The sequence below is a fragment of the Methylomonas fluvii genome (assembly GCF_014850975.1).
Classification (GTDB): domain Bacteria; phylum Pseudomonadota; class Gammaproteobacteria; order Methylococcales; family Methylomonadaceae; genus Methylomonas; species Methylomonas fluvii.
Map to the genome: position 1 here is coordinate 1 of NZ_JACXST010000002.1, position 22,960 is coordinate 22,960.

Consider the following 22,960-nt stretch of genomic DNA (forward strand, 5'->3'; position numbering starts at 1 on the left):
AACAGAAAAAGGTAATAATGACACCCGTGCTTTGATAAAACTCTTCAACTTGGAAGGGAATGAAATGGGTACCATCCAGACTTCTTTTCCTACTAGCGAAATCAGCAATATCAGTTTCAGTCCTGACGGTAAAACATTAGCTTCAGTGTATGAAGACAGAGTTATCTTATGGAACTTGAATTTGGATGATTTATTAGGACGAGCATGTGACACAATACGCAATTATTTGCTGACTAGCAATGATGTTAGTCAGCAAGATAAGCATTTATGCGATGGTATCGAAACAACAATAGATGCTATTCAGAGCCCACCTGGGTCAACTGCTATTCCCGGAGATGACCTGTCGATGGACCAGATACTGCAACTCCAGCCTGATAATGGGGCTATGCCTGGTAAAATCCCGAAAGAAACAGTTAATTGTGGGTCCAAGAAAGCAACGCATTTGGAGTGCCCACCTTCTGAGCACAAACCCCGTCCAAGGCCCATCAAGATAACCACCAATCCCAACCATGTTAATCCATGGAGTATAGAAACAAATGAATAGTCTAGGAATATTCGATATTCATCTGTTCAAGCCCTTGTCAGTTTGCGAAACCAAGGGCGGGGGTTCCAGCCATGCATTTTGGCAAATTTTGGGAGCGCGAGAATGAACCGACTGGCGATCACTTTCATTGCTATTTTCCTTTCCGCCTGCGCCTACTTAGATGAGCCCCTTCAAGCGCCAACGGCCGTTGCCCAAATCCCACCAGAGCCACTGCAATGTGATCCGAATAAAGCAGCGTGCCCCCCAAAACAACTGACTACCCATTGGAATAAGAAAGGCTGCGACGAGAAGCAGGGGCGCTTTATGATTATCGAAAAACCAGGCACATATATTTACCCAGAGCAGCCACAATCCGGTCAAGAACTTTTACATCACTTCACTTATGGAACCTGTGCGGATGATCGATTACCCATCAAAGGCTCTATAAGCAGGAAAATTTTCCATACAAAAACTTTAGACAAAAACTTGGTCTTTGCAAGTAAAAATGATGATTTCGAGATTAAGGCCGGTACTTGGGAGCATACCGCTAAAATCAAGACGCCGCTAGGAATGACACCAGGTAAATACATTTTCCAAACTATTATTACTATCCAGGGTATCCCAGAAAAAAATGAATACCCATTTACGATAAAAAAATAAACTAAATCAGGATGCAATTAAACAAACGACATTAAATTTGCACCAAAAAACCGCAGATGATCCTGTCACTTTCCAAAATCAATGTCAGCAGTATGAGCTAGAGCCGGGAACCTGCTAACAATGTTGATGGACGCAAACTATCAGTGTTCAACTTGTTTCAGAATAGGTGTTCAGGATGAGCCAGAATATGCACTTTTGACATCGGCTTTGACAATTCGCTGACACTGACTTTGAAAAGCGACAAACAATCTCAATACTGCGAAATTTAATGAGTTAAAAAAACTAGTGTTTTTTTAACGTTTTATCTCATACCCGAAAAACCGGGTAAAAAATTTATGCTCCCTCCTAAAAAACGTTAAAAAACTAAGTAGTCGTCCCTGAAATAGGACAAACATAGCCTTAAGGCATTGAATTAAAAGTAATAAGCGAGAAAAAAGAAGGGTAATAATTGCAAGAAACGGGTAAAATAGATATTAATTTCTTGCAAATTTTTATTCAAAATGAAGCCAAAATCCCAAGAAACGAGCGGCCAAATCGATTTGTTCAATACCCCGCTGGCCGATCTGCTGAACCCCCGTCACGAGTTGTACCAATTAGCCCAGTTGATCGATTGGAAAACGATTGACGATGCTTTCGGTCAGTACTTTGTTGCCTCACAAGGGGCGCCGGCACTGTCCACACGGTTGGTGGCGGGATTGCATTACCTGAAACACGCCTTTGCGTGGTCGGATGAGGCGGTCGTAGCCCGCTGGCTGGAGAATCCTTATTGGCAATTCTTTTGCGGCGAAACCTTCTTTCAGCACGACACGCCTTGTCATCCCACCTCGCTGACCAAATGGCGGCAGCGCATGGGCGAAGCAGGTTGTGAGCAATTGTTGGCCCTGACCATTCAAGCAGGCATCGACAGTAAGGCGGTAAAGAAGCAGGACTTTGAAGCAGTGACAGTGGACAGTACCGTCCAGGAGAAAGCCATCACCTATCCAACCGATGGCAAATTGTACGAACGCTGCCGCCAGCACCTAGTGCGTCTGGCCGAGCAACATGAAATCTCGCTGAGGCAGAACTACAATCGCAAAGCCCCGTATCTACTGCTGATACCCAAAGGGCACAAGTGGCAAACCGCTACCATCATGCCAAGCACATGAAACGCAAACGCAAAATGCTCAAACAACTGAAAACCTTGGTCGGTCGGGTGTATCGTGATATTGAGCGTCAATTGGACAATCAATCCGACGCCGTCAAAGCGGCGTTCAAAGAGACGCTGGCGAAAACCCAACGGATTTTGAATCAGCAAACCCAGGATAAAAGCAAGCTGTACAGCTTTCACGCCCCGGAAGTGGAGTGTATTGCCAAAGGCAAGGTACACAAAAGATACGAGTTTGGCGTCAAGGTGGGCATCACCGTCACCAACAAAAGCAATTTCGTGCTGGGTGCCCGCAGCTTTCCGGGTAATCCCTATGATGGACACACGTTGGAATCCTGTCTGGAACAGGCAGAAATTCTGAGCGGCATCCGCGCTAAGGAAGTGTTTGTGGATTTAGGCTATCGGGGGATTGAAGTGCCGAATGTAACCATTTACAAAGCTCGCCAAAAGCGGGGTGTGAATACCCGAAGACTCAAGCAAGCGTTAAAACGCCGCAACGCCATCGAACCGATCATTGGTCACCTGAAGAACGACGGCTTATTGGGACGCAATTACCTCAAAGGTGAAATGGGGGATGCGTTGCACGCCATCCTCTGTGGTGCCGGCCACAACATCCGTTTGATCCTCAGGCGGTTGAGGATTTTTTGGTCTTATTTTTGGCAGTCGCTGTCTCGGCTCTGGGGCGCATTCTCATCTGAGCAATTCTTGTTGGCACCATAAGACCGAGTATCTATGAAAATTTCGGCTTTTTCAGGGACGACTAAGTAAAAAAGTCCGGGTGTGCTTCGGTTAAACAATCGGAGGTAAAAAAAGTATGGCCAATGCCTAAATATTGGGTAGTTCCCACTAAATTTACACTTCTGATTGCACTTAATGTCGGAACCTGTTTTGCCGGAGAAAACATTTTTTTGATTTTTTGTGAGTCTGCAAAGGGTTTTATAGCTGTCATCAGAAATTTTTAGGCCGATGTTGCCTTGGGGTCGGGTGTTGACGGTCCACTCTTCAGATTCATCGCCGGAAAGCAGGCATTGAATTCCGATTTCTGAAAGCTGCCAATCTTCACCGAGTTTACTAGCACCACAGCTGATAGTTAAGATTTAATTTGTTGTGACAGGATCGCTAGACACTTCGATACATTTCGTTGACTCTAAACTCAGGCAAACCATGTTCAACATCCCTCTCCAATTGCCCACTTTGTAGTCTGGAGCATGCAAGTCATCTGGCCTTTCACTATGACAGCCAATACCAGGAACTAATAAAGACCCTGGCTAATCTAGGCTGTGAACTTAATAACTTGCGCAAAGCGCCGCATCAGCGCCAGTGAACCACTAACAGCCAAACAGAAATAAGGAGCATTGCCATGATTGATCTCAAAGAAATAGCAAAAGTGGTTTTATTGGCTGGGGGTTTATTATTGGGGCATGCTGTTCAAGCGGAAAGCACTGTTAGTCCGGCCGTTCCATATAGCGAGAGAGCTAAGACTGCTGCAATATATGGGCTTGGCGACAGTGGCCCCCAAGGTGGCAAAGTCTATTATGTCGATGATACGGGTGAGCATGGCCTGGAAGCGAAAGCAGCCGATGAGATCAATTCACTAAGTTGGAGTGACGCTGTTACAGTTGCAGGTGCTTATGGCTCCGGCTGGCATTTGCCGACAAAGACTGAGTTAAAAGTCTTATATGAACACAGAAACGTGGTGGGCGGTTTTGCTAAAGACGACTATTGGAGCGCTACGGAGCAAGACATCAACAGCGCCTGGATCCAGGGCTTCGGCAATGGCGACCAGGATCGCTACAATAAATACAGTAAGCTTAGCGTGCGTGCTGTCCGGTCTTTTTAATTTGTTTCTCCAACCAGGAAAAACAGCGTCTACCGGTAAAAATCAGATCAAGGAATAGCTTTTATGAATACACTGGTTGCAAAAATGATTAGTTTTTTAAAGACTGATCGATATGCTGATGATCCGATCGACCTTGCTGAAAAACCAATCAGCACAGCTGCCTTTGCTGTAAATAAAGAACCCGAGCAACTTCACAAAGGCAAAAGACGTTTAAAGGAAAACTACACAAGTCACTGGGATTTGGATTATCTGCCCAGAAAAGAAGTCGATAAAATATTGGCTGAAATTCAAAACCGTAACCCTTAAAGCTAACTCCCTTTAGGCCAAGAACTTTGATGTAACATTAATACCTATCCTTTCGGTCAGTTTGATCGTCCACAAACCGCGGTTGAGACAAACCTTTGCGCTCAAGGAGGGGGTATCTCAAACTTTGATAGACAGCTTTCGGTTTTACTGCTGCCAAACTCTGAAATTGTTAAATGTCGCATAGTGGCCGGGCGGGCCAAAGAAGATGTAAGGTTACTTGCCAAAAAGCTGCCATTCGCTGAACTTAGGGAAGGAAGATTTCGCTAGCGTCATCGAAGGCCGGTTTTGGCCGATCAAAACCGCTCAAAATCTGGCTGAATTTGTATCGGAATATGCAAAATGGCTGAATTGAACTTTGGAAAGGTTGGTTATCTATCTACCAGTAACCGCCCGCAACGCGTGATTCGATCGAAACTAAACACATGCTCTCTCGGGCTTTCGTAGCAACGTCCCACCAATCTTCGTCTGTAATCCGGCTCGCCTTTTTCTAGATAAATAGTGGCACCACAAATGGGACATGCCGCCGAATACCGAACCAACCGAATCACTCTTAAATCCCCGTCTCGTAGCAGTTCGAACTGCGCAGACTGTTCATGAAAATTTGTGAACAATTCATGGGCTACGACGATTCGATCATCCAACAATAATATCCAAGGCTTGATGATCGTGACCCAGGAAACATAGGGAATGGCGAAAATACTTACCAGTAATGTCAAATCTTGCGTCGTCACGGATCTGGGTACGGATAACGATAGCCATCCAGCATAAGCAATTAACACCGCGAACACAGCTATGATTGCTAGCCAACCCGCTATAACCCAGACATGCCATTGTCTTAATTCGATTTGTCCACGCCGAAATAACCGACTCGCGATCCAACTGGGTTTGATTTCACCTAGTTCAGTCATTTGATAGCTGGCTTGCAAATCGGCAGCATTGTTCCTGCCAAGTACACCTTCAATCGCTTGGTCTTCTTCCGTAATTTCCGGTATCGGTTCTGCCTTGATATAGAACGTCGTGAGTTGTCCCGGACCGCCCTTTGTGCTTTTACGCTCTGGCTTTGGGTAATGAGGCAGCTCATATTTACGGGCATATTCGATAATTTGTGGCTCTCTGGCTTCACAATATTTCTTCAACGAACCCGGCCAATCGATCCACTTTTTAGGATCGGCAATTCCTATAGATTCACCGACTGCGGCGACGATTTCATCAGCCGTGAACCGCCGCTTCGACTCTTCAAATTCTGACTTCTTCAAGGATTCCTGGGCTAACGCCCGCAATATGCGGTGGCCTTTTTCATCGCTTGGCTCGCTATCCAGCCAGTCTATCAAGCATTGAATTACCTCACGCATAAACCACCCCAAACCAGGTAACCAGCAGTATTTGTCTGGTTAGTGAATAGCCGATTCATAACAATGTCCTCCATAACAAATTCGAGATGAGCAATATAAAAATGATTTTGGAATGCAATTATTCAGGTCAAACACCAATTAAGGCTCTACTTGTTGTAGGCAAAGTCTCTGTTAAGCAGAACGAGATTAGAAGAATTTCAGGATCATTCAATTCATTGGACCCCGCAATTCGCCTGGCGTTATCAAATTGGCCGTCCGTTATATGCCGAAAAAGGCGTCGCCAGCGCAATAGGACAATTATTTTCAACAAAGCCAAATCATATCTATCGGGGGTTCCGGAGGTTTGTGACCCAAAACAGGTCACTTTGCGACCGGGACATTTGCGCGTTGCTCTCCTAGCATATCGACAACAGTCGTTAATCAACTCAGAGGCGTTTATGTCAACACTGGACGAAGATATTGCCCGGCTAAATTTCGAATATCTCATGCTTGCTAGAGAGTGCGCGCGCAGTAATCCTGAAGAGACGGCCTGGCGATTTGGATTAGATCGAGTTGGCATACACCGTCTCGCCGGCATGACACAGGAGCAACTTCGTGAACACGCCGAAAGCAGTCGTGCTGTGATTCAGTTATTGCCTGTCTATGCCCCAAGCAACCTGCCTATGGTTGCCTATGTGGATCTGCTCCAACCCAATATCACTGGAACCGTGGATGAAACCAATGCCCATTAAATGCAGATCAAACATAGGCGCAGATTTGCTATTGGCGAAAAAATTAATCCAACTCGGCGCCCGTCCTCCAATTGTCAGCCAACTCTGCCATTTAACCCGAAAGCAAAGCATCGCATTTTTTAAGACGGTACAAGGGAAAGCACCCAAACAAGGCATGCTGCCACACGATCATCAATGGGCCATTCGCTCGGCGTTCAACAACATTCATGCCTCGCTATTTTTAAGCATGATTGAAGACATTCGGCAGCGGCTTTGCGCCCCGAACCTGAACGCGACTTTACTGGTTGCAGCTTATGAGATCTACAGCAACGTCACTTCCAGAATTTTAGCCGATCGGCAATTTATCCAACCGCGCTCCGGCCAACATTATCCGTTAGATATCAACCGGGCTTGGTATTTAATCAGCCTGCTCTCAGCGGGTGATTTGGTGTTCATGGTTTGCGGTCGTTGCCGCGCCCGCTACCTGGGCATGATTCACCCTGATGTCTCATTTAGCCAATGCCCTATCTGCGAGGTGTGGACTGATCGGTCGGGGCGGCGGCGTTGGGTTTCCGCAAAATCAAAAAAGCTCACATTGAACAAACCAAGTGCTCGTTAGAGACGATCCATCAGCTAGTAAGGAGAAGTCGCATGAATATCGTTGTCGTCACCGCCACCAGTTCCCAAATACCTCAGTCTATCCATGGCAAAAATCTTGCCCGATTAGCACGTGAATGCTTTGCTAATCAGCAATCGCTAACAATTGATTTTAAGGACGTTAAAAGCATAACGCAGGGGTTCTTTCAGGAATTGTTTTTGCCACTGGTCGCTGAATTCGGATCCGATTTTCTAAAATCGAAACTGACAATAGTTAATATGGCGGGGCATGTCGACAAAATGATGCAGTCAGCATTCAAAAATCTTGAGGCCTACTTTGACAAACTGACGGCAATAGATAAGCTCGATTGCGATCAAGAGATCTATGCCATGAATCAGGCATGGCTCATCAAAGCCAGAGAAATCGCACGGGAGAACCCGGTGCTGACTGAATTAATCTTGGGGATTACCGATGAGGCCATGCGATTGGCACTCGAAAAACTGTCATTAGAAGACATTGATTTCATTGCCCGATCTAATTGGCTATGTTTCACCCCCCGATTTTCGAGTCAATTTATTCAGAGTATCAATCGAGAATCACCCCCGATAGTGGAAGCTATGCTCGGATTAAGTGGCGCTATCGATTAAGAGAGGGAGCTAATGCTTAAAAAATACCAACAGCAAATACTGGCAATAGAACTTCTCAATCGTCACGCCAAAGTCAAAATCGTGTATCAAGCAACAGGGATTCCCATTAAATTGTTGCGACAGACCTACCGACAACTGCATGGTCGTTCCCCAAGTCGTGGTTCTATAAAATTTTCAACCCGTGGCCTGACTGGAAGTCGGCGGAAGTACAAGGACGTAACGCTGTTTGCCGTGTGCTATCGAGTTGCATCAAGCAAATCGGCCGACAGTCAAATACATACCCTCATAAGTGCATTTGATGCCTATAAAAAGTCCTATCCCTTTGGAAATCTCGATTTCTCAGCAGCATGGGTTGTGGCGCAGGATATCAAAGATAAAAAAGTCCAGTTATCGACGTGCACGAATTGTCGAGCCTGGGTCTTGTTAAATGCTAGGGATGACTATGATCGCTGTGAGATCTGTAAGACCGGCATGTAAGCGATATGTTGACAATAACCACAGATGCCTAATTCAAAACTGCTATGGAGACACTTGACTTAAACGAAGCTGCACTATTTTTAAAGATCAATCCAGAAGTACTCCGTAGAAAGGCAAAATCTAAGCAAGTTCCCGGCAAAAAAGTCGGGAAACGATGGGTTTTTGTTAAAGAACATCTTGCCGATTGGGTCAGTGATCGTTATCCTGCATCTGCGAGAAATCTGCAAGTAGTTGACGGATATACATCTAAGGAGAATATTCCATGTCAATCTACAAGCGGAAAGACACATGGTGGATTCAATTCACCGCGCCGGACGGAACGAGAATACAACGATCTGCTGGCACTAAACTCAAGCAAGAAGCACAAGAACTGCACGACAGATTAAAGGCTGATGCTTGGAAAACGAAAAGACTTGGCGTGAAGCCAATACACACTTGGCAAGAAGCTGTTATCAAGTGGCTTATTGAACAGGGTCATAAGCGAAGCATAGAAACCGACAAATTTCACCTTCGTTGGCTTGATGAAATTCTTGGCAACAAGACGTTAAATCAAATCGACAAAATGATGTTGGAGCGCATTACGGAGGCCAAAAAAGCCGAAGGTTCGAGTAATGCCACCGCCAATCGGATTCTTTCGCTGGTCCGGGCAATTTTGAATCGAGCTAAAAACGAGTGGGAATGGATTGATGCTGTACCCAATTTTCGATTTTTGCCAGAACCGAATGAGCGCATCCGCTGGTTAACACATGTGGAAGCCAGCAAACTCCTAATTGAACTGCCAAGCCATTTGGAAGCCATGGCAAGATTCGCTCTAGCTACAGGCCTGAGGGAAGCCAACGTCACCGGTTTAAAATGGTCGCAAGTGGATTTGAGGCGCGAATGTGCATGGGTAGATGCCGCGCAAGCTAAAGCCAACAAGCCGATTTCTGTACCACTCAATACCGATGCCATGGCGGTACTTAAAAGTCAACAAGGGCAGCACAATACCTTTGTTTTTACTTTTGAAGGCGAACCCATCAAAAAGGCCGGCGGAAAAGCCTGGAAAAAGGCGCTAAAACGCGCTGAAATTGAGGACTTCCGATGGCATGACTTACGCCATACTTGGGCAAGTTGGCACGTTCAAGCGGGAACGCCGTTAAACGTTCTGCAAGAACTTGGAGGATGGGCAAGTTACGACATGGTTTTAAGATATGCACATCTTTCGAGTGAACACCTTAAAGTCCATGCGGGAAACTCAAAGCTTGTTGTGACAAAATTACTACACTTCGAAAAAAGAGCGCAGTAAAAAATAACGTAAGCCATTGATAACATTGGTCGGGACGGCGGGATTCGAACCCACGACCCCTTGTCCCCCAGACAAGTGCGCTACCAAGCTGCGCTACGCCCCGAAGTTTCTCGTTAAATCAATGCCCATCTAGCAGAGCAAGCCCGACATAATATCACATTATTTGGGAAACGCTATTTGAGTAGTTCTAATATATCTTCCAGCTCGCCAATCATCTGATGAATAAGTTGTTTGGTGCGTAAACTGTCTTCCTTAGCGCTACCACTCGCCAGATGAGCACGGGCACCACCTATTGTGTAACCTTGCTCGTATAACAAAGCGCGAATTTGTCGAATCAACAACACGTCATGGCGCTGATAATAACGGCGATTTCCTCGGCGTTTTACCGGACTAAGCTCGGTAAACTCTTGCTCCCAATAGCGCAATACGTGGGGTTTTACCGCACAAAGATCGCTAACTTCGCCAATCGTAAAATACCGCTTGGCCGGAATAACCGGTAATTCGTTATTATTACTGGGTTCCAGCATACGCTTCTACTCGAGCTTTCAATTTTTGCCCTGTTCTAAAAGTCACCACACGCCTCGGAGTGATGGGAATTTCTTCACCCGTTTTAGGATTTCTGCCCGGCCGACCACTTTTGTCACGCAATTCAAACTTACCGAACCCGGAAATTTTTACTTGCTCGCCGCTTTCTAGACTTTTTTTAATTTCGTCAAAAAACAACTCTACGATTTCTTTAGCTTCTCGCTTGTTTAAACCGAGGTCTTCAAACAATTTCTCTGCAATATCTGCTTTGGTTAATGCCACAATCACTCCCTCAATTTTGCATTCAGTTTAGCCGCTAAAGTGTCCAGCACTTTGCGAAATATAGCATCAATTTCTGTGTCGGTAAGCGTTTGTGTAAAATCCTGCAAGAGTAAAGCTAACGCGACACTCTTATAACCTTCGGCAACGCCTGGTCCGCGATAAATGTCGAAGATCGATATTTCGCGTATCGCCGCCTCACGACATTCTTCAATAACCCTGGTAATTGCAGTAGCCGATACGGCCTCCTCCACCAACAAAGCCATATCGCGGCGTACCGAAGGAAATTTAGATAGCGCGCTGAATTTGGGAACCTTCCGTTCCAATACGGCCTCCTGCTCCAGCTCGAACAAATATACCGGGCTATCGAAACCTAATTGTTTTTCCAGCGTCGGATGCAGCATACCTAATAAGCCTATAGCGTCGCCGCGTGAATTTTTGATTTGCGCGGTTTGACCGGGATGTAATGCCGGATGTTGATAGACAACAAACTCAGCCGCAATACCCGTCAAACCGAATAACGCTTCGACATCGGCTTTCACATCGAAGAAATCCAGCTTTCTGGCTTTTTCGCCCCACTGTTCGGTGTTAACCGTCCCCAGGGCTACACCAGATAGCATTTTCCGCTGTTGAATGTGCCCGTCTTCATAGAAAAACCGTAGCCCGGTTTCAAACAGGCGCACGCGACTCTGTTGACGATTCGTGTTGTACAAAGCCGCATTCAATAAACCGCACCAAAGCGTAGTGCGCATGACAGCTAGCTCGGAGGATATAGGGTTTTGAATCCGGATAAATTCTTCGCCCGGCGCGACGGCATTTTGCATCGCCTCGTCGACAAAACTGTAGGTAATCGCTTCCTGGTACCCTCGATCTACTAAGCAATCCTGCAATCTCGCCAACGATAATTGTGCCTCGGGCGCCTTTCCCAACTCAGAACGCATTAACAGACTGCTGCTGGGTAGATTGTCGTACCCGTAAATCCTGCCGATTTCTTCCAGCAAATCTTCTTCGATAGCAATATCGAAACGAAAGCCAGGTGGAGTTATTTCCCAACCGTTTTCAACTACTTGAACCTGCATGCCCAGACCTTCGAAGAGCTTATGCACTTCGTCGTCGCCGAACTGGATACCCAGCACTTTGGTAATGCGCTGACTGCGCAATTTGACGGGCACTCTGGGCGGCAGAGCCGCAACAGCAGCAACTTCCTGAACCGGACCTGGGCTGCCACCAGCAATCTCGATGATCAACTGTGTCGCACGTTCGATGGCACGGCGCTGCAAATTGAAATCCACGCCGCGCTCAAAGCGATGTGAGGAATCCGTATGCAAACCAAATTGACGCGCTTTGCCAGCTACATTAATCGGTGTAAAAAACGCGCATTCCAGAAATATGTCTCTAGTCTGACCATATACCGCACTATCCTTGCCCCCCATCACCCCGGCCAAAGCCAAAGCTTGTTTTTGATCGGCAATAACTAAGGCGTCACCATCCAATTCTATGGTTTGGTCATTCAGCAAAGCCAAGGACTCGCCCGCCCGGCTGCGTCTAACCACGATAGGTGCGCTCAATTTATCGGCATCGAAAGCGTGCAGTGGTTGACCCAATTCGATCAACACGTAGTTGGTAATATCAACCACCGGGCTTAAACTTCTAATGCCGCAACGGCGCAGACGCTCTTGCATCCACAATGGCGTGACTGCGGCAGGATTGATATTTTTGATGAGACGGCCCAGATAAACCGGACACGCTTCTGTCGCTTCAACCTTAACTTCCAGGGCCTCTGTGTGTTGCGGTGCGACGGCGGCAAACGTCGTAGCCTGAAATGGCAGATTGTTCAGCACGGCCACTTCCCTGGCAACGCCTTCGACGCTTAAGCAATCTGCACGGTTAGGGGTTAAGCCCAACTCGATCACGTTATCGTTCAGCGCCAAATAGTCGCGAATATCGACACCGACCGGTGCATCAGCCGGTAATTCCATCAACCCATCGGAACTCGCTGCTAAGCCTAATTCTTTTTCCGAGCACAGCATACCGAACGACAGTTCGCCACGCAGCTTGGATTCTTTGATTTTGAAATCACCGGGCAATACCGCACCAATCAATGCTGCCGGAATTTTCAAACCGGGCCTGACATTACTGGCACCGCAAACGATTTGCAGGGCTTCCGCTTGGCCGACGTTGACCTGACAAACCCTAAGTTTATCGGCGTTTGGATGTTGAATAGTGGAGAGCACTTCACCCACTACCACACCGGAAAATTCGGCTGCAACAGGCGTCACGGCATCGACTTCAAGACCGGCCATGGTCAGTTGCGCGACTAATTCGGCGGTGGCGACAGGTGGATTAACCAGTTCTCTTAACCAAGCTTCACTGACTTGCATGATTATTTTCCACCGTTACCTAAACTGTTGTAAAAATTTCAAATCGTTTTCGAAAAACATCCGCAGGTCGTTGATGCCGTATTTCATCATCGCCAGACGTTCGACTCCGGTTCCGAAGGCAAAGCCCGAATAAACTTGGTTATCGATACCGACCGATTTGAATACTTCCGGGTGAATCATGCCGCAACCGCCGACCTCTAGCCAGCCCGTTTGTTTGCAGACGCGGCAACCTTTGCCGTCACACATTACGCAGGACACATCAAATTCGGCGGAAGGCTCTGTAAACGGAAAATAGGAAGGGCGAAAACGTACGTTGACTTCTTTTTCGAAGAAGGCGCGCAGAAATTCAAAAATCACGCCCTTTAGGTCACCGAAACTAACATCGGTATCGACCAGGAAGCCTTCGACCTGATGAAACATGGGCGAGTGGGTCATATCCGAATCACAACGGTAAACACGACCCGGCGCAATAATTTTCAAGGGTGGCTTTTCGGATTCCATCACCCGAATCTGTACCGGCGAAGTGTGAGTTCTCAGTACGGTATGCGCATCGAAATAGAAGGTATCGTGCATCGCTCGCGCGGGATGATGCTCGGGAATATTCAAGGCGCCGAAGTTGTGGTAATCGTCTTCGATTTCCGGGCCCTCGACGACATTAAAGCCGGCCTCGGCAAAAATTTTGGCAATCCGCCGCAAGGTGATCGTGACAGGATGCAATCCAGATACAGTTTGGCCGCGCCCCGGCAGGGTAACGTCGATACATTCGCTAGCCAGACGCGCCGCCAATTCGGCATTTTCCAAAGTCGATTTCCGAGCGTCTAACGCCTCTTGAAAGGTATTTTTGGCATCGTTGATAATTTGGCCGGCACTACGGCGCTGCTCGGGATCCAGACTGCCCAGCTCTTTCATTTGCTGAGTAAATAAGCCTTTTTTGCCGAGATAATTGACTCTGACCTGATCCAGTTGAATAAGGTCTGCTGCATGTGCAAGCTCTTGTAATGCCTGCGTAACAATATCTTCGATACTAGCCGACACGACTCAGCTCACTTTTGTCTGTAATTGAGGGAGGTTCCAAAACGATAGCTTCCCGCCAAACGAGATACGGCGGAAAACTCCCCGCCAGAAACGGGGAGCCAAGCGATTAAGCCGATCTTGCAGAGCGGCTTAATATTTTCCTTACGGTTTGCTTTGGTTTGCTATAGCTACTTTCGCAATGGCGCCGAAAGCGTCGATATCGCGGACAGCCAAGTCAGCCAATACTTTGCGATCAATCGCAACATTGGCTTTATTCAGACCGTTGATCAAACGGCTGTAGGAAATGCCGTACAAACGTGCGGCAGCGTTGATACGCACGATCCACAAGGCGCGGAATTGGCGTTTTTTCTGTTTACGGTCACGATAAGCGTATTGACCGGCCTTGATGACCGCCTGCTTGGCGACGCGGTAAACCCGACTACGGGCACCGTAGTAACCTTTTGCCAGTTTTAAAATCTTTTTGTGTCTTGCTCTAGCGGTGACGCCGCGTTTAACTCTAGCCATGTTCTACTCTCTTCAATAACGGTGACAAATCAACTGTACGGCAGCATACGCGCAACCAATGGCGTATCCGACGGATGAAGAATGGCTGTTTTACGCAGTTGTCTTTTGCGTTTGGTGGTTTTTTTGGTCAAGATATGACGCTTATGCGATTGTTTGCATTTAAAACCGCCGCTTCCGATTTTCTTGAAGCGCTTGCCTGCACCACTATGGCTTTTCATTTTTGGCATTTGTTTTCTCCAATGATTAAAAATAAAGTCCCTGAGATAAAACCCAGTGAGGCAAAATGCTTGGCCCCATTGAATTTCCGGATACAAAAAGTATCCGCTAGCCGATTCGTTCCTGAATCGCGTTGCCGTTTTAAAAAACGGCTAAAACCGTGTGATTGGATTATTTCTTTTTCTTCGGGCCCATTACCATGACCATTTGTCGGCCTTCCAATTTTGGAAATTGCTCGACTATGGCCATTTCTTCCAGATCAGTTTCGATACGTTTCAACAAATCCATACCCAACTCTCGATGAGTTAGCTCACGGCCTTTAAATCGCACCGTAATCTTGGTTTTGTCACCTTCGCTTAGAAATTTGATCAGACTGCGCATCTTGACCTGGTAATCGCCTTCTTCGGTACCGGGCCTAAACTTGATTTCCTTGATCTGGATTTGTTTTTGCTTTTTCTTGGCGGCTTGCAGTTTTTTGTTTAACTCAAACTGGTATTTGCCGAAATCCATGACTTTGCAAACCGGAGGATCCGCATTGGGCGATATTTCGACCAGATCCATGTTTGCATCATAGGCGAGCTGTAATGCTTCGTTTATTGAAACAACCCCGACTTGTTCACCTTCAGCACCTACTAACCGAACCCGCCTAGCGGTAATTTCGGTATTTAAGCGCGTTGCATCTTTTTTAGAGCTGATACCCTAATCCTCCAAGTTGTTATTATTTTCGATCCGCAATCTGGTTTCTCAAGCGTTCGCCAAGTTCGCCAATTGACAGACTTCCTAGATCCTCACCCTGCTGGGTGCGTACACTCACAGTATGAGTCTCTAATTCCTTGTCGCCGATAATCAAAAGATACGGCACTCGCTGCATGGAATGCTCACGGATTTTAAAGCCTATCTTCTCGTTTCTCAAGTCAATTTTGACTCTAAGACTTTGTTTTTCAAGTTGCCGCCTAATTTCCTCGGCATAATCGGCATGGCGATCAGTGATATTCATCACCACCAACTGCACCGGAGCCAACCATAGTGGGAAAGTTCCGGCAAACTGCTCGATCAAAATCCCGATGAAGCGCTCCAAGGAACCCAGAATCGCCCGATGCAACATTACCGGCACATGCCTGGCGCTATCTTCGCCTATATAAGAGGCATCCAGCCTTTCCGGCATCGAGAAATCGACTTGTATAGTACCGCATTGCCAGACCCGGCCTATACAATCTTTTAAGGAGAACTCAATTTTAGGGCCGTAGAAGGCGCCTTCGCCCGGCTGCAATTGCCAATCCAGACCTTTATTGTTTAATGCCAATTCCAACGCACTTTCCGCCTTATCCCAGACCGCGTCGTCGCCGACTCGATTTTCCGGACGAGTTGACAGTTTGATAATCACTTCCTCGAAACCAAAATCTTTGTAAACCTCAAACAACAGGTCGATAAACGTGGAGACTTCGGATTGAATCTGATCTTCGGTACAAAATATGTGCGCATCGTCCTGCACAAAGTTTCTTACTCGCATCAAACCATGCAGAGTACCGGACGGCTCGTTGCGGTGACAAGAGCCGAATTCAGCAAGGCGCACCGGCAAATCTCGGTAGCTCTTAATACCTTGGTTGTAAATCTGGATATGACAAGGGCAATTCATCGGCTTCACCGCATAATCACGGCTTTCCGAATGCGTGGTAAACATCATTGCACTGAACTTATCCCAGTGCCCTGACTTTTCCCACAAAGTGCGATCAACAATTTGCGGAGTTTTAACTTCCCCGTAACCATTCACGCGCAATTTTTCGCGCACGTATTGCTCGATCTGCTGATAAATAGTCCAGCCTTTGTCGTGCCAGAACACCATGCCCGGCGCTTCTTCCTGGGTGTGAAACAAATCCAGCGCCTTGCCGATTTTGCGGTGGTCGCGCTTTTCGGCTTCTTCCAGTCGATGCAGATAAGCAGCCAACTCCTTAGCGTCACCCCAAGCAGTACCGTAAATGCGTTGCAGCATTTCGTTTTTTGAATCGCCGCGCCAGTAGGCTCCGGCAATTTTCATTAGCTTAAAGGCTTTTAATTTGCCGGTACTGGGGACATGCGGACCACGACACAAATCGGTGAAGTCACCCTGATTGTATAAAGAAAGGTCTTCGGTAGCCGGAATCGAAGCAATAATTTCAGCTTTATACCTCTCGCCCAAGCCTTCAAAGAACTTTACAGCATCATCGCGCGACAACAGCGAACGGCTAATGGCAATATCTTGCGCAGCCAACTCTGCCATTTTCTTTTCAATGGCTGTTAAATCATCAGGCGTAAAAGAACGCTCAAAGGCAAAGTCATAATAGAAACCGTTTTCTATCACCGGACCTATGGTCACTTGTGCCGAGGGAAATAATTGTTTGACCGCCTGAGCCAATAGATGCGCAGTGGAGTGACGAATGACATCAACACCCTCTTCGTCCTTGGCAGTGACAATCTGCAAACTGGCATCGGAATCAATCAGCGTAGCGGCATCCACCAACTTGCCATTAACCTTGCCGGCTAGCGTGGCCTTAGCCAGCCCCGTGCCGATAGACAGGGCTACATCCATTACAGACACCGCTTGGTCGAATTGACGCTGAGAGCCGTCAGGCAAAGTGATTACAGGCATTTTCGATTCCACAATAAAAAAAGCACCGTCATGCGGTGCTTTATGTTTTGGTAGGCGCGAGTGGACTCGAACCACCGACCCCCACCATGTCAAGGTGGTGCTCTAACCAACTGAGCTACGCGCCTAAAGTCTATCGTTCGAGCCGCGCATTATAACGACCTTAATCTCTTATGCAAGCTTTTTCTGTAAAACCAGCAGTCCACAAGCTAAATATCAGGCTGTTTCAAATACAATAGCACCCTTGGCACTACTGGTGGCAGGGGCATTTTCCCCGCTATTGCCGGCTAGTTTGTTGAGGAACTCCAACAAAGTAGGCTTTTTACCGTTAGCAGCACTACCTAGCAGATTAACCAGATCACTAAAGCTATCTTGCAAATCTTTGTATTTGCTTCCAGCCGAACCATTGGTGTCAGTCAAAGCAGAGATCAAGTTATCCAAATTATCTGTGAATTTACCATAGCCATTTCGGCCCATCATTTTGTCGCCTGGACCATCATCATCAGAACCGTGACGACGATCAGCACTGTATTTCAAAGCCTGGCGCAAATCATGCAAAAAGCTATGTAATGCATGGCGCACATCGGCGACAGTTGCGCGTGGAGCTGGGGTATTCGTTGTGGTTGCAGCTGTTGTAGTTGCTTGAGTGCCGGCGTTATTCTGAGCACTGGTTGCTGTTGTTGCAGTCGCATTTTGTGCAGTACTTGTTGTTGCAGGTACTGAAGTAGTAGCGGCCGAAGTACCCTGCTTTGGCGGCGTTTGAGGGGCATTTGCATTGCTTTGCTCTTCAGCAGCAGGCTGCTGCACACCGCTCTGCTTCAATACCTGCCGTAAATCCTGCAAAAAGGTCTGCAACAACTGCCCGAGATTAGCCGCATTATTTTGACCGGCATCCGCATCATTATCAGAGCTTTCGTCGGCACTAGCCCCAGCACCCGGAATATTTAACCCAAAACTCTGCAGGGTTTTCACGACGTTTTGCATAAACGCGCCGCCTCCGTGATGGCGCCCGTGTTTCTCCCCTCTTCCACTTACCGCCGGACGCTCTTGATCCTCATCGTTGTAAGTGCTTTTGCTGCTGGATATGCTGATGGTGGTTTGCGATACATACAATGATGTTGTCAATGAATTGATCGTAGTCATTAGATTCACCTTGACGCTGCATAAAAACAAATGGCGCATAGCCAAAGACAGGACAGACTCAAATCACTTCCTATATTGGCGGTTACAACCATGCCGTTTGTTTTAGCGGCAGAAATTTTGTGAACTTTAGCTAACTATCCAAAAAAAAGACCAAACACACTTGACTGAAAACAAAACCTTGCGAACAAATCTTGCTAACAAATTCCGATGCAACGTCACTAACCGATTCCCCCTAAATTCCCAGCCAGTTTTGTGGGCGTAAAAATGTGTCGTACAACTCGGCTTCCGGGCTACCCGATTCAGGCTGCCAATTGTATTGCCAATGCGCGACCGGAGGCATGGACATCAAAATCGATTCGGTCCGACCGCCCGATTGCAGCCCGAATAAAGTCCCCCTGTCGTAAACCAAATTAAACTCGACATAACGCCCACGCCGATACAATTGAAAATTACGCTCCCGGTCGCCGTGGGCGCTGTCTTTACGTTTTTGCACAATGGGCAAATAGGCATCCAGGTAATGATCGCCGACGCTCTGCATAAACGTAAAAGCTTGGTCAAAATCGGGCTCGTTCAAATCATCGAAAAATAAACCGCCTACTCCCCTGGTTTCGTTGCGATGCTTTAAAAAGAAATATTCGTCACACCATTTTTTATAGCGTGGATACACATCCTCGCCGAACGGCAGACAAGCCTGACGTGCAACTTGATGCCAATGCAACACGTCTTCTCGGAAAGGATAAAACGGCGTCAAATCGAAACCACCACCAAACCACCAGATTGGCGGTTCACCATCTTTTTTGGCGATAAAAAACCGCACATTGGCGTGCGAAGTCGGCACATAAGGATTGCGAGGATGCATCACCAGGGACACGCCCATCGCCTCGAATTGCCGATTGGCTAGCTCAGGCCGTTTAGCAGTTGCCGATGGTGGCAAATGACTGCCAAACACGTGCGAAAAATTAACCCCGCCTTGTTCAAATACCTCGCCATTCGCCAACACCCGCGAACGCCCGCCACCACCTTCGGCGCGTTCCCAGGCATCTTCAATGAAGCGTGCGGCGGGTTCTTCCGCTTCTAAAGCAGTACAAATTCGATCTTGCAACTTCAGCAAATACGTTTTAACTGCAGATATATCGTTCTCAATCATGATAAAGCACTGCCCCGTTGATAGTAATTTACTCAGCAACCGCTATGCGGTAGCCCACTGAGCGCAAATTACCACAATAAGCATTCCGCCAACACTTAAGTCGGTTCTCCGGAAAATCTGGGCAGCACCAGATAAAGCACCGAACGCTATGTTATCTATCTAAGAAATTGTTAGCCGGGCGCACCAAAATTCGATTGCACTATTGGCTTGATGTTTCCCGATGTACAATCTACTTTTTATTCCTTGATAAAAGTGTGGATACATTATGGGATTTGAAGAACTAGCGGCGCTCAGAGATGAACTTGTCAAGCAAGCGGCTGCCAATAAATCGGTAAAACGAGAAAAAAAGATAGCGGGTAAATCGCCTATCAAAAAGACCGGCAAAGCTGACGCGTTAGTCGCCATCATCGGCTTGCTGCAAAAGAATTTTCCCTTGGCGTTTCCCAAAAAACCCGCTGCCAAACTGCCCTTAAAAATAGGTATCCACAAAGACATCCTGGCGCATGCCGATCAACTCGGTGCAGATAAAAACCAACTTCGCACCGCACTGAAGGCCTGGTGTTGGGGACATCGATACTGGGATTGCCTGACAGAAGACGCTGTCAGAGTAGATTTACAGGGAATGCCGGCCGGCCAAGTAACAAAAGCAGATGCTGAACAAGCGAGCAAATTAAAAGCGGAACGGCGCAAACAGCCTGAAGCGGTCGAAGCATTACCTACCGGGTCAGCCTAGGTTTTGCTTATCCAAAGATTGCAGGCACCAGGAGAGCGCGAGTTCAAACTGTTGATTTTCCTGGACGTTCAACCACGTAGAACCGCCGAAACAAGTTATTTCCAAAGCCCAGTTGCCTGCTTGCTGATGCGACAGTCCGTCCCAATCCAAAACTCAGAACCAATCGATACGCGCTTAGCACCCAAAATTAACTCGGGTGCTTACCAGCCTTATCAGTTCCCAGAAAATTTTTGCCGTAAACCCTCAATAAGTCATTAGAATGAGCAAAGAATCTACAAAACTATTGTGGAATCATAACGTAGCGACTGCAACATTTGCGTCATTTTCTTCGCGCGATCACGCCTTAGGTTAATCCACCCCAAGGCAACCTCTTTACGACCAAGCCTAAAGCGCAAAAGTCGGCAACACAGAGCCTTAAAGCCCCTCGGCATCTGCCAGGCGTTACTCTTTAATAGACTTTTCAAACTCCGACACTGGATCGCAGTTTGCCCGATCCTAGATTTTTAGTTCCCAGGAGGAATTATGTGTTGGAGTGGCGAGGCATCGGCCGCGCTAGCCTTAACCGGCTTTGCGAGTACTTCTTTTTTTTATCGGCGCGGCGAATCCCAGGTCTTATGCCTGGCACTGGCCTACTTTTCCCTGATGGAATTACTACAGGCGTATACCTATTCGGTGATCGACCAGTGCCTGAATCCGAACAACCAAATTGCTACCTTTTTGGGATATATGCACATTGCGTTTCAACCGTTTTTTGTCAACGCGGTCAGCATGCACTTCATCCCGGAACCGTCACGAAAACGCATCGCGCCGTTTGTCTATATTTTGTGCTTTGCAGCGACCACTGTTTTTATGATGCGAATTTATCCGTTCCAATGGAGCAGTTTTTGTTTTGACCACTACTATCAATTTCTACCAGGCACTCACCTCAAATTCTTGATGCCCTTTTGCGGTACGGAGATTTGCTCGACATCCGGACAATGGCATATTGCCTGGGCCATACCTGCCAGCGGCAGCATTCAGATGGCTAACAGTTACGTATACGCTGCCTTTCTGATGCCCTTGCTTTACGGCTCATGGAAACTGGTGTTGTATCATTTCACGACCGGCCCGCTGTTGGCCTATTTGACTACCAACGATATGAACGAATGGGCTGCCGTATGGTGTCTATATTCGATAGGGCTGCTGCTATTGTTAATTAAAACACCCATCCGCCAATATCTGTATGTGACTAACTGGTATGGTTGCCGCCATCCTCAGTTTTTTAAATAAGTTGATCAATTAACCACACATCCCTCAAGTTTGTTGAAGGTTCAAGCCGACTAGGAAATAATGCACAAAAGGGTAGTTCAATACTGACAGCCAATCACCGATAATCCCCACATAAATCTCAAACTACCCAGCCATGGACTCAGATAAAATCTTCCGCAAAGGCGTGTTTGCAATCTCTATAGGAATTTTCGGCGTATCCTCTGTTTTAACTTGCGCCCAAGCGGAATGGCATGGCGAACTAACTTTTCTCAGCGATTACTTGCATCGGGGCTATTCCAAGAATCGCGGCACCCCGCTGGCTCAGGCGCATATCGATTACCAGGACGCTATGGGCTGGTTCGGCGGCGTAGGCGTTTCACAAGTCAGCTTCGACGACCGTCGTTATAAAAATCATGCCGATGTCGAAATCAAACCCTATCTGGGTTGGAGCCTGCCGTTAAATCGTGACTGGCGTACTGAATTCTCGGTAACCGGCTACCTGTTTGACGGCAAGATTTTTGGCAAATATGCCGATTACGCTGAATTTTACACATCCCTACACTATCAGGACTGGCTCAGCGGCACAGTGTCCGTTGCGCCTAACGCCTATCGCCGCGACGCAACTGTGATGAATTACGAACTCAAATATCGCCGCGACATTCTCGACAACCTGCAATTTTCAACCGGATTGGGCTACTACCAAGCCAACAAATTATTGGATGAGGATTATTTTTATTGGAATGCCGGCGTCTCCTGGTTCATCACCCGCAATCTGGCACTAGACTTACGCTACACTGACGTTCATCTGGACAATCATCACGAAGACACCCATCACCACGAGTTTTATCCACGCTTACAGGACAACAAGTTTTTAATCTCCGTGACCGCCGGGTTTTAAATAAATTTCCCGCCTTTGAACCTTCCGGCGTCGCCGCGGAATACACTCGCACACCAAGCTAAAATCACCGGAACCCAGGTTTGAGCCATGCTGCGTTTAGTACCTAACTTACATCGACCACCCATGCCCGAACAGCCCCAAATCGGCTCGGACGAGTACGCTCTGCTGCAACGTATCGGCGCAGGCGATACCGCCGCGTTCGAAGCCTTCTACAAAAACTACTATCCAAGATTGTTTCGTTTCATCTTGCGCATGACGCGCCAACCTGAAGCGGTGGAGGAATTAATACAGGAGACCTTGCTGGTGGTTTGGGAAAAACCCCAAGGCTTCAATCATGAAAGCAAAATTTCCACCTGGGTATTCGGCATCGCCTATCACAAAACCTTGAAAGCCATGGCCAAAAGCGCCCGGCGTAACAACGATGTCGACATCGACGACTTGACCGAATCCATGGGTGACCCAGCCGCGAATCCAGCAAATAATTGGGAAAACGAGGATTGGTTAAACTGTGCGTTGGCCACTTTACCGCCGGACCAGCGCGCGGTCATCGAACTCACCTTTTACCACGGCTTGTCTTATCAGGATGTCGCCAGAATCCTCGATTGTCCGGAAAATACCGTCAAAACCCGTATGTTTCATGCCCGCAGGAAACTGCAGGTTTTTGCCGACGCACAGGAGAAATAAGG

Annotated in this window: 25 protein-coding genes, 2 tRNA genes and 1 pseudogene; 15 read left to right on the forward strand and 13 right to left on the reverse strand. The window is 47.3% G+C overall.

The features are described from left to right. From EBB_RS09555 to EBB_RS09575, 5 genes and pseudogenes are all read left to right on the forward strand, one after another. Positions 1–544: hypothetical protein (locus EBB_RS09555; protein ID WP_223146824.1), on the forward strand; the 544-nt coding region annotated here is incomplete at its 5' end. Positions 545–646: 102 nt separating this feature from the next. Continuing rightward, positions 647–1,183 (forward strand): hypothetical protein, encoded by a 537-nt coding sequence (locus EBB_RS09560; RefSeq protein ID WP_192393638.1) that lies wholly within the window; start codon positions 647–649, stop codon positions 1,181–1,183. 500 nt (positions 1,184–1,683) lie between these two features. After that, positions 1,684–3,047: pseudogene (locus EBB_RS09565) on the forward strand (IS5 family transposase). A gap of 640 nt (positions 3,048–3,687) precedes the next feature. Next, positions 3,688–4,167, forward strand: coding sequence for an Lcl domain-containing protein (locus EBB_RS09570; RefSeq protein WP_020482883.1), 480 nt, complete (start codon positions 3,688–3,690; stop codon positions 4,165–4,167). Positions 4,168–4,230: 63 nt separating this feature from the next. Then, positions 4,231–4,473 carry a hypothetical protein gene (locus tag EBB_RS09575; RefSeq protein ID WP_192393639.1) on the forward strand — a complete coding sequence of 81 codons (243 nt, stop codon included), beginning with the start codon at positions 4,231–4,233 and terminating at the stop codon, positions 4,471–4,473. 368 nt (positions 4,474–4,841) lie between these two features. Here the strand turns inward: EBB_RS09575 and EBB_RS09580 are convergent, their stop codons facing one another. Continuing rightward, positions 4,842–5,825 (reverse strand): hypothetical protein, encoded by a 984-nt coding sequence (locus EBB_RS09580; RefSeq protein WP_192393641.1) that lies wholly within the window; start codon positions 5,823–5,825, stop codon positions 4,842–4,844. Between the two features lie 86 nt (positions 5,826–5,911). Between EBB_RS09580 and EBB_RS25865 the strand changes: the two genes are divergently transcribed. The 6 genes from EBB_RS25865 to EBB_RS09605 are packed head-to-tail and all read left to right on the forward strand — an operon-like array spanning position 5,912 to position 9,542. Further along, a complete protein-coding gene (locus tag EBB_RS25865) occupies positions 5,912–6,556 on the forward strand; it encodes a flagellar transcriptional regulator FlhD (protein WP_225587373.1) in 645 nt (214 codons plus the stop codon). Continuing rightward, positions 6,546–7,154, forward strand: coding sequence for a FlhC family transcriptional regulator (locus EBB_RS09590; RefSeq protein WP_225587374.1), 609 nt, complete (start codon positions 6,546–6,548; stop codon positions 7,152–7,154). The genes EBB_RS25865 and EBB_RS09590 overlap by 11 nt, the downstream gene beginning before the upstream one ends. A 32-nt stretch (positions 7,155–7,186) precedes the next feature. After that, positions 7,187–7,780, forward strand: a complete 594-nt coding sequence (locus tag EBB_RS09595) for an STAS-like domain-containing protein (protein WP_192393645.1) — start codon at positions 7,187–7,189, stop codon at positions 7,778–7,780. A 12-nt stretch (positions 7,781–7,792) separates the two neighbouring features. Next, positions 7,793–8,257, forward strand: a complete 465-nt coding sequence (locus EBB_RS09600; protein WP_192393647.1) for a FlhC family transcriptional regulator — start codon at positions 7,793–7,795, stop codon at positions 8,255–8,257. Positions 8,258–8,301: 44 nt separating this feature from the next. Further along, complete coding sequence (locus EBB_RS26680) at positions 8,302–8,643, forward strand: helix-turn-helix domain-containing protein (protein WP_371741550.1); 342 nt, start codon at positions 8,302–8,304, stop codon at positions 8,641–8,643. Continuing rightward, positions 8,526–9,542: a tyrosine-type recombinase/integrase gene (locus EBB_RS09605; RefSeq protein WP_371741586.1), complete on the forward strand. Its 1,017-nt coding sequence runs from the start codon at positions 8,526–8,528 to the stop codon at positions 9,540–9,542. The genes EBB_RS26680 and EBB_RS09605 overlap by 118 nt, the downstream gene beginning before the upstream one ends. A gap of 26 nt (positions 9,543–9,568) precedes the next feature. Here EBB_RS09605 and EBB_RS09610 read toward each other — a convergent pair. The 12 genes from EBB_RS09610 to hemF all read right to left on the reverse strand — a co-directional run bounded on the left by EBB_RS09610 (position 9,569) and on the right by hemF (position 19,395). Beyond that, positions 9,569–9,645, reverse strand: a tRNA-Pro gene (locus tag EBB_RS09610). Between the two features lie 70 nt (positions 9,646–9,715). After that, entirely contained in the window at positions 9,716–10,069 is a 354-nt protein-coding gene (locus EBB_RS09615) for a MerR family transcriptional regulator (protein WP_020481982.1), read from the reverse strand. After that, positions 10,053–10,349: an integration host factor subunit alpha gene (ihfA, locus tag EBB_RS09620; RefSeq protein WP_026146839.1), complete on the reverse strand. Its 297-nt coding sequence runs from the start codon at positions 10,347–10,349 to the stop codon at positions 10,053–10,055. The genes EBB_RS09615 and ihfA overlap by 17 nt, the downstream gene beginning before the upstream one ends. A gap of 2 nt (positions 10,350–10,351) precedes the next feature. Then, positions 10,352–12,727 carry a phenylalanine--tRNA ligase subunit beta gene (gene pheT, locus EBB_RS09625; RefSeq protein ID WP_192393651.1) on the reverse strand — a complete coding sequence of 792 codons (2,376 nt, stop codon included), beginning with the start codon at positions 12,725–12,727 and terminating at the stop codon, positions 10,352–10,354. Positions 12,728–12,742: 15 nt separating this feature from the next. Then, positions 12,743–13,762 carry a phenylalanine--tRNA ligase subunit alpha gene (gene pheS, locus EBB_RS09630; RefSeq protein WP_192393652.1) on the reverse strand — a complete coding sequence of 340 codons (1,020 nt, stop codon included), beginning with the start codon at positions 13,760–13,762 and terminating at the stop codon, positions 12,743–12,745. Positions 13,763–13,903: 141 nt separating this feature from the next. Further along, positions 13,904–14,266 (reverse strand): 50S ribosomal protein L20, encoded by a 363-nt coding sequence (gene rplT, locus EBB_RS09635; protein ID WP_020481986.1) that lies wholly within the window; start codon positions 14,264–14,266, stop codon positions 13,904–13,906. A gap of 29 nt (positions 14,267–14,295) precedes the next feature. After that, positions 14,296–14,493 (reverse strand): 50S ribosomal protein L35, encoded by a 198-nt coding sequence (gene rpmI / locus EBB_RS09640; RefSeq protein ID WP_020481987.1) that lies wholly within the window; start codon positions 14,491–14,493, stop codon positions 14,296–14,298. Between the two features lie 160 nt (positions 14,494–14,653). Beyond that, on the reverse strand, positions 14,654–15,178 hold the full coding sequence (infC, locus tag EBB_RS09645; RefSeq protein WP_192394980.1) for a translation initiation factor IF-3: 525 nt from the start codon (positions 15,176–15,178) through the stop codon (positions 14,654–14,656). 22 nt (positions 15,179–15,200) lie between these two features. Continuing rightward, positions 15,201–17,108: a threonine--tRNA ligase gene (gene thrS, locus EBB_RS09650; RefSeq protein WP_192393654.1), complete on the reverse strand. Its 1,908-nt coding sequence runs from the start codon at positions 17,106–17,108 to the stop codon at positions 15,201–15,203. A gap of 48 nt (positions 17,109–17,156) precedes the next feature. Continuing rightward, positions 17,157–17,233 (reverse strand) — tRNA-Val (locus EBB_RS09655). Between the two features lie 88 nt (positions 17,234–17,321). Further along, complete coding sequence (locus EBB_RS09660) at positions 17,322–18,248, reverse strand: hypothetical protein (RefSeq protein ID WP_192393656.1); 927 nt, start codon at positions 18,246–18,248, stop codon at positions 17,322–17,324. Positions 18,249–18,480: 232 nt separating this feature from the next. Further along, complete coding sequence (gene hemF, locus EBB_RS09665) at positions 18,481–19,395, reverse strand: oxygen-dependent coproporphyrinogen oxidase (protein ID WP_192393658.1); 915 nt, start codon at positions 19,393–19,395, stop codon at positions 18,481–18,483. 265 nt (positions 19,396–19,660) lie between these two features. Here hemF and EBB_RS09670 point away from each other — a divergent pair, with 265 nt between their 5' ends. The 4 genes from EBB_RS09670 to EBB_RS09685 all read left to right on the forward strand — a co-directional run bounded on the left by EBB_RS09670 (position 19,661) and on the right by EBB_RS09685 (position 22,958). Then, positions 19,661–20,128: a ProQ/FinO family protein gene (locus EBB_RS09670; protein WP_192393660.1), complete on the forward strand. Its 468-nt coding sequence runs from the start codon at positions 19,661–19,663 to the stop codon at positions 20,126–20,128. A 522-nt stretch (positions 20,129–20,650) separates the two neighbouring features. After that, complete coding sequence (locus tag EBB_RS09675) at positions 20,651–21,397, forward strand: DUF5765 domain-containing protein (protein ID WP_192393662.1); 747 nt, start codon at positions 20,651–20,653, stop codon at positions 21,395–21,397. Between the two features lie 133 nt (positions 21,398–21,530). After that, entirely contained in the window at positions 21,531–22,274 is a 744-nt protein-coding gene (locus tag EBB_RS09680; RefSeq protein ID WP_192393664.1) for a TorF family putative porin, read from the forward strand. 123 nt (positions 22,275–22,397) lie between these two features. Further along, complete coding sequence (locus tag EBB_RS09685; RefSeq protein WP_192393666.1) at positions 22,398–22,958, forward strand: RNA polymerase sigma factor; 561 nt, start codon at positions 22,398–22,400, stop codon at positions 22,956–22,958. Positions 22,959–22,960 lie beyond the last annotated feature (2 nt).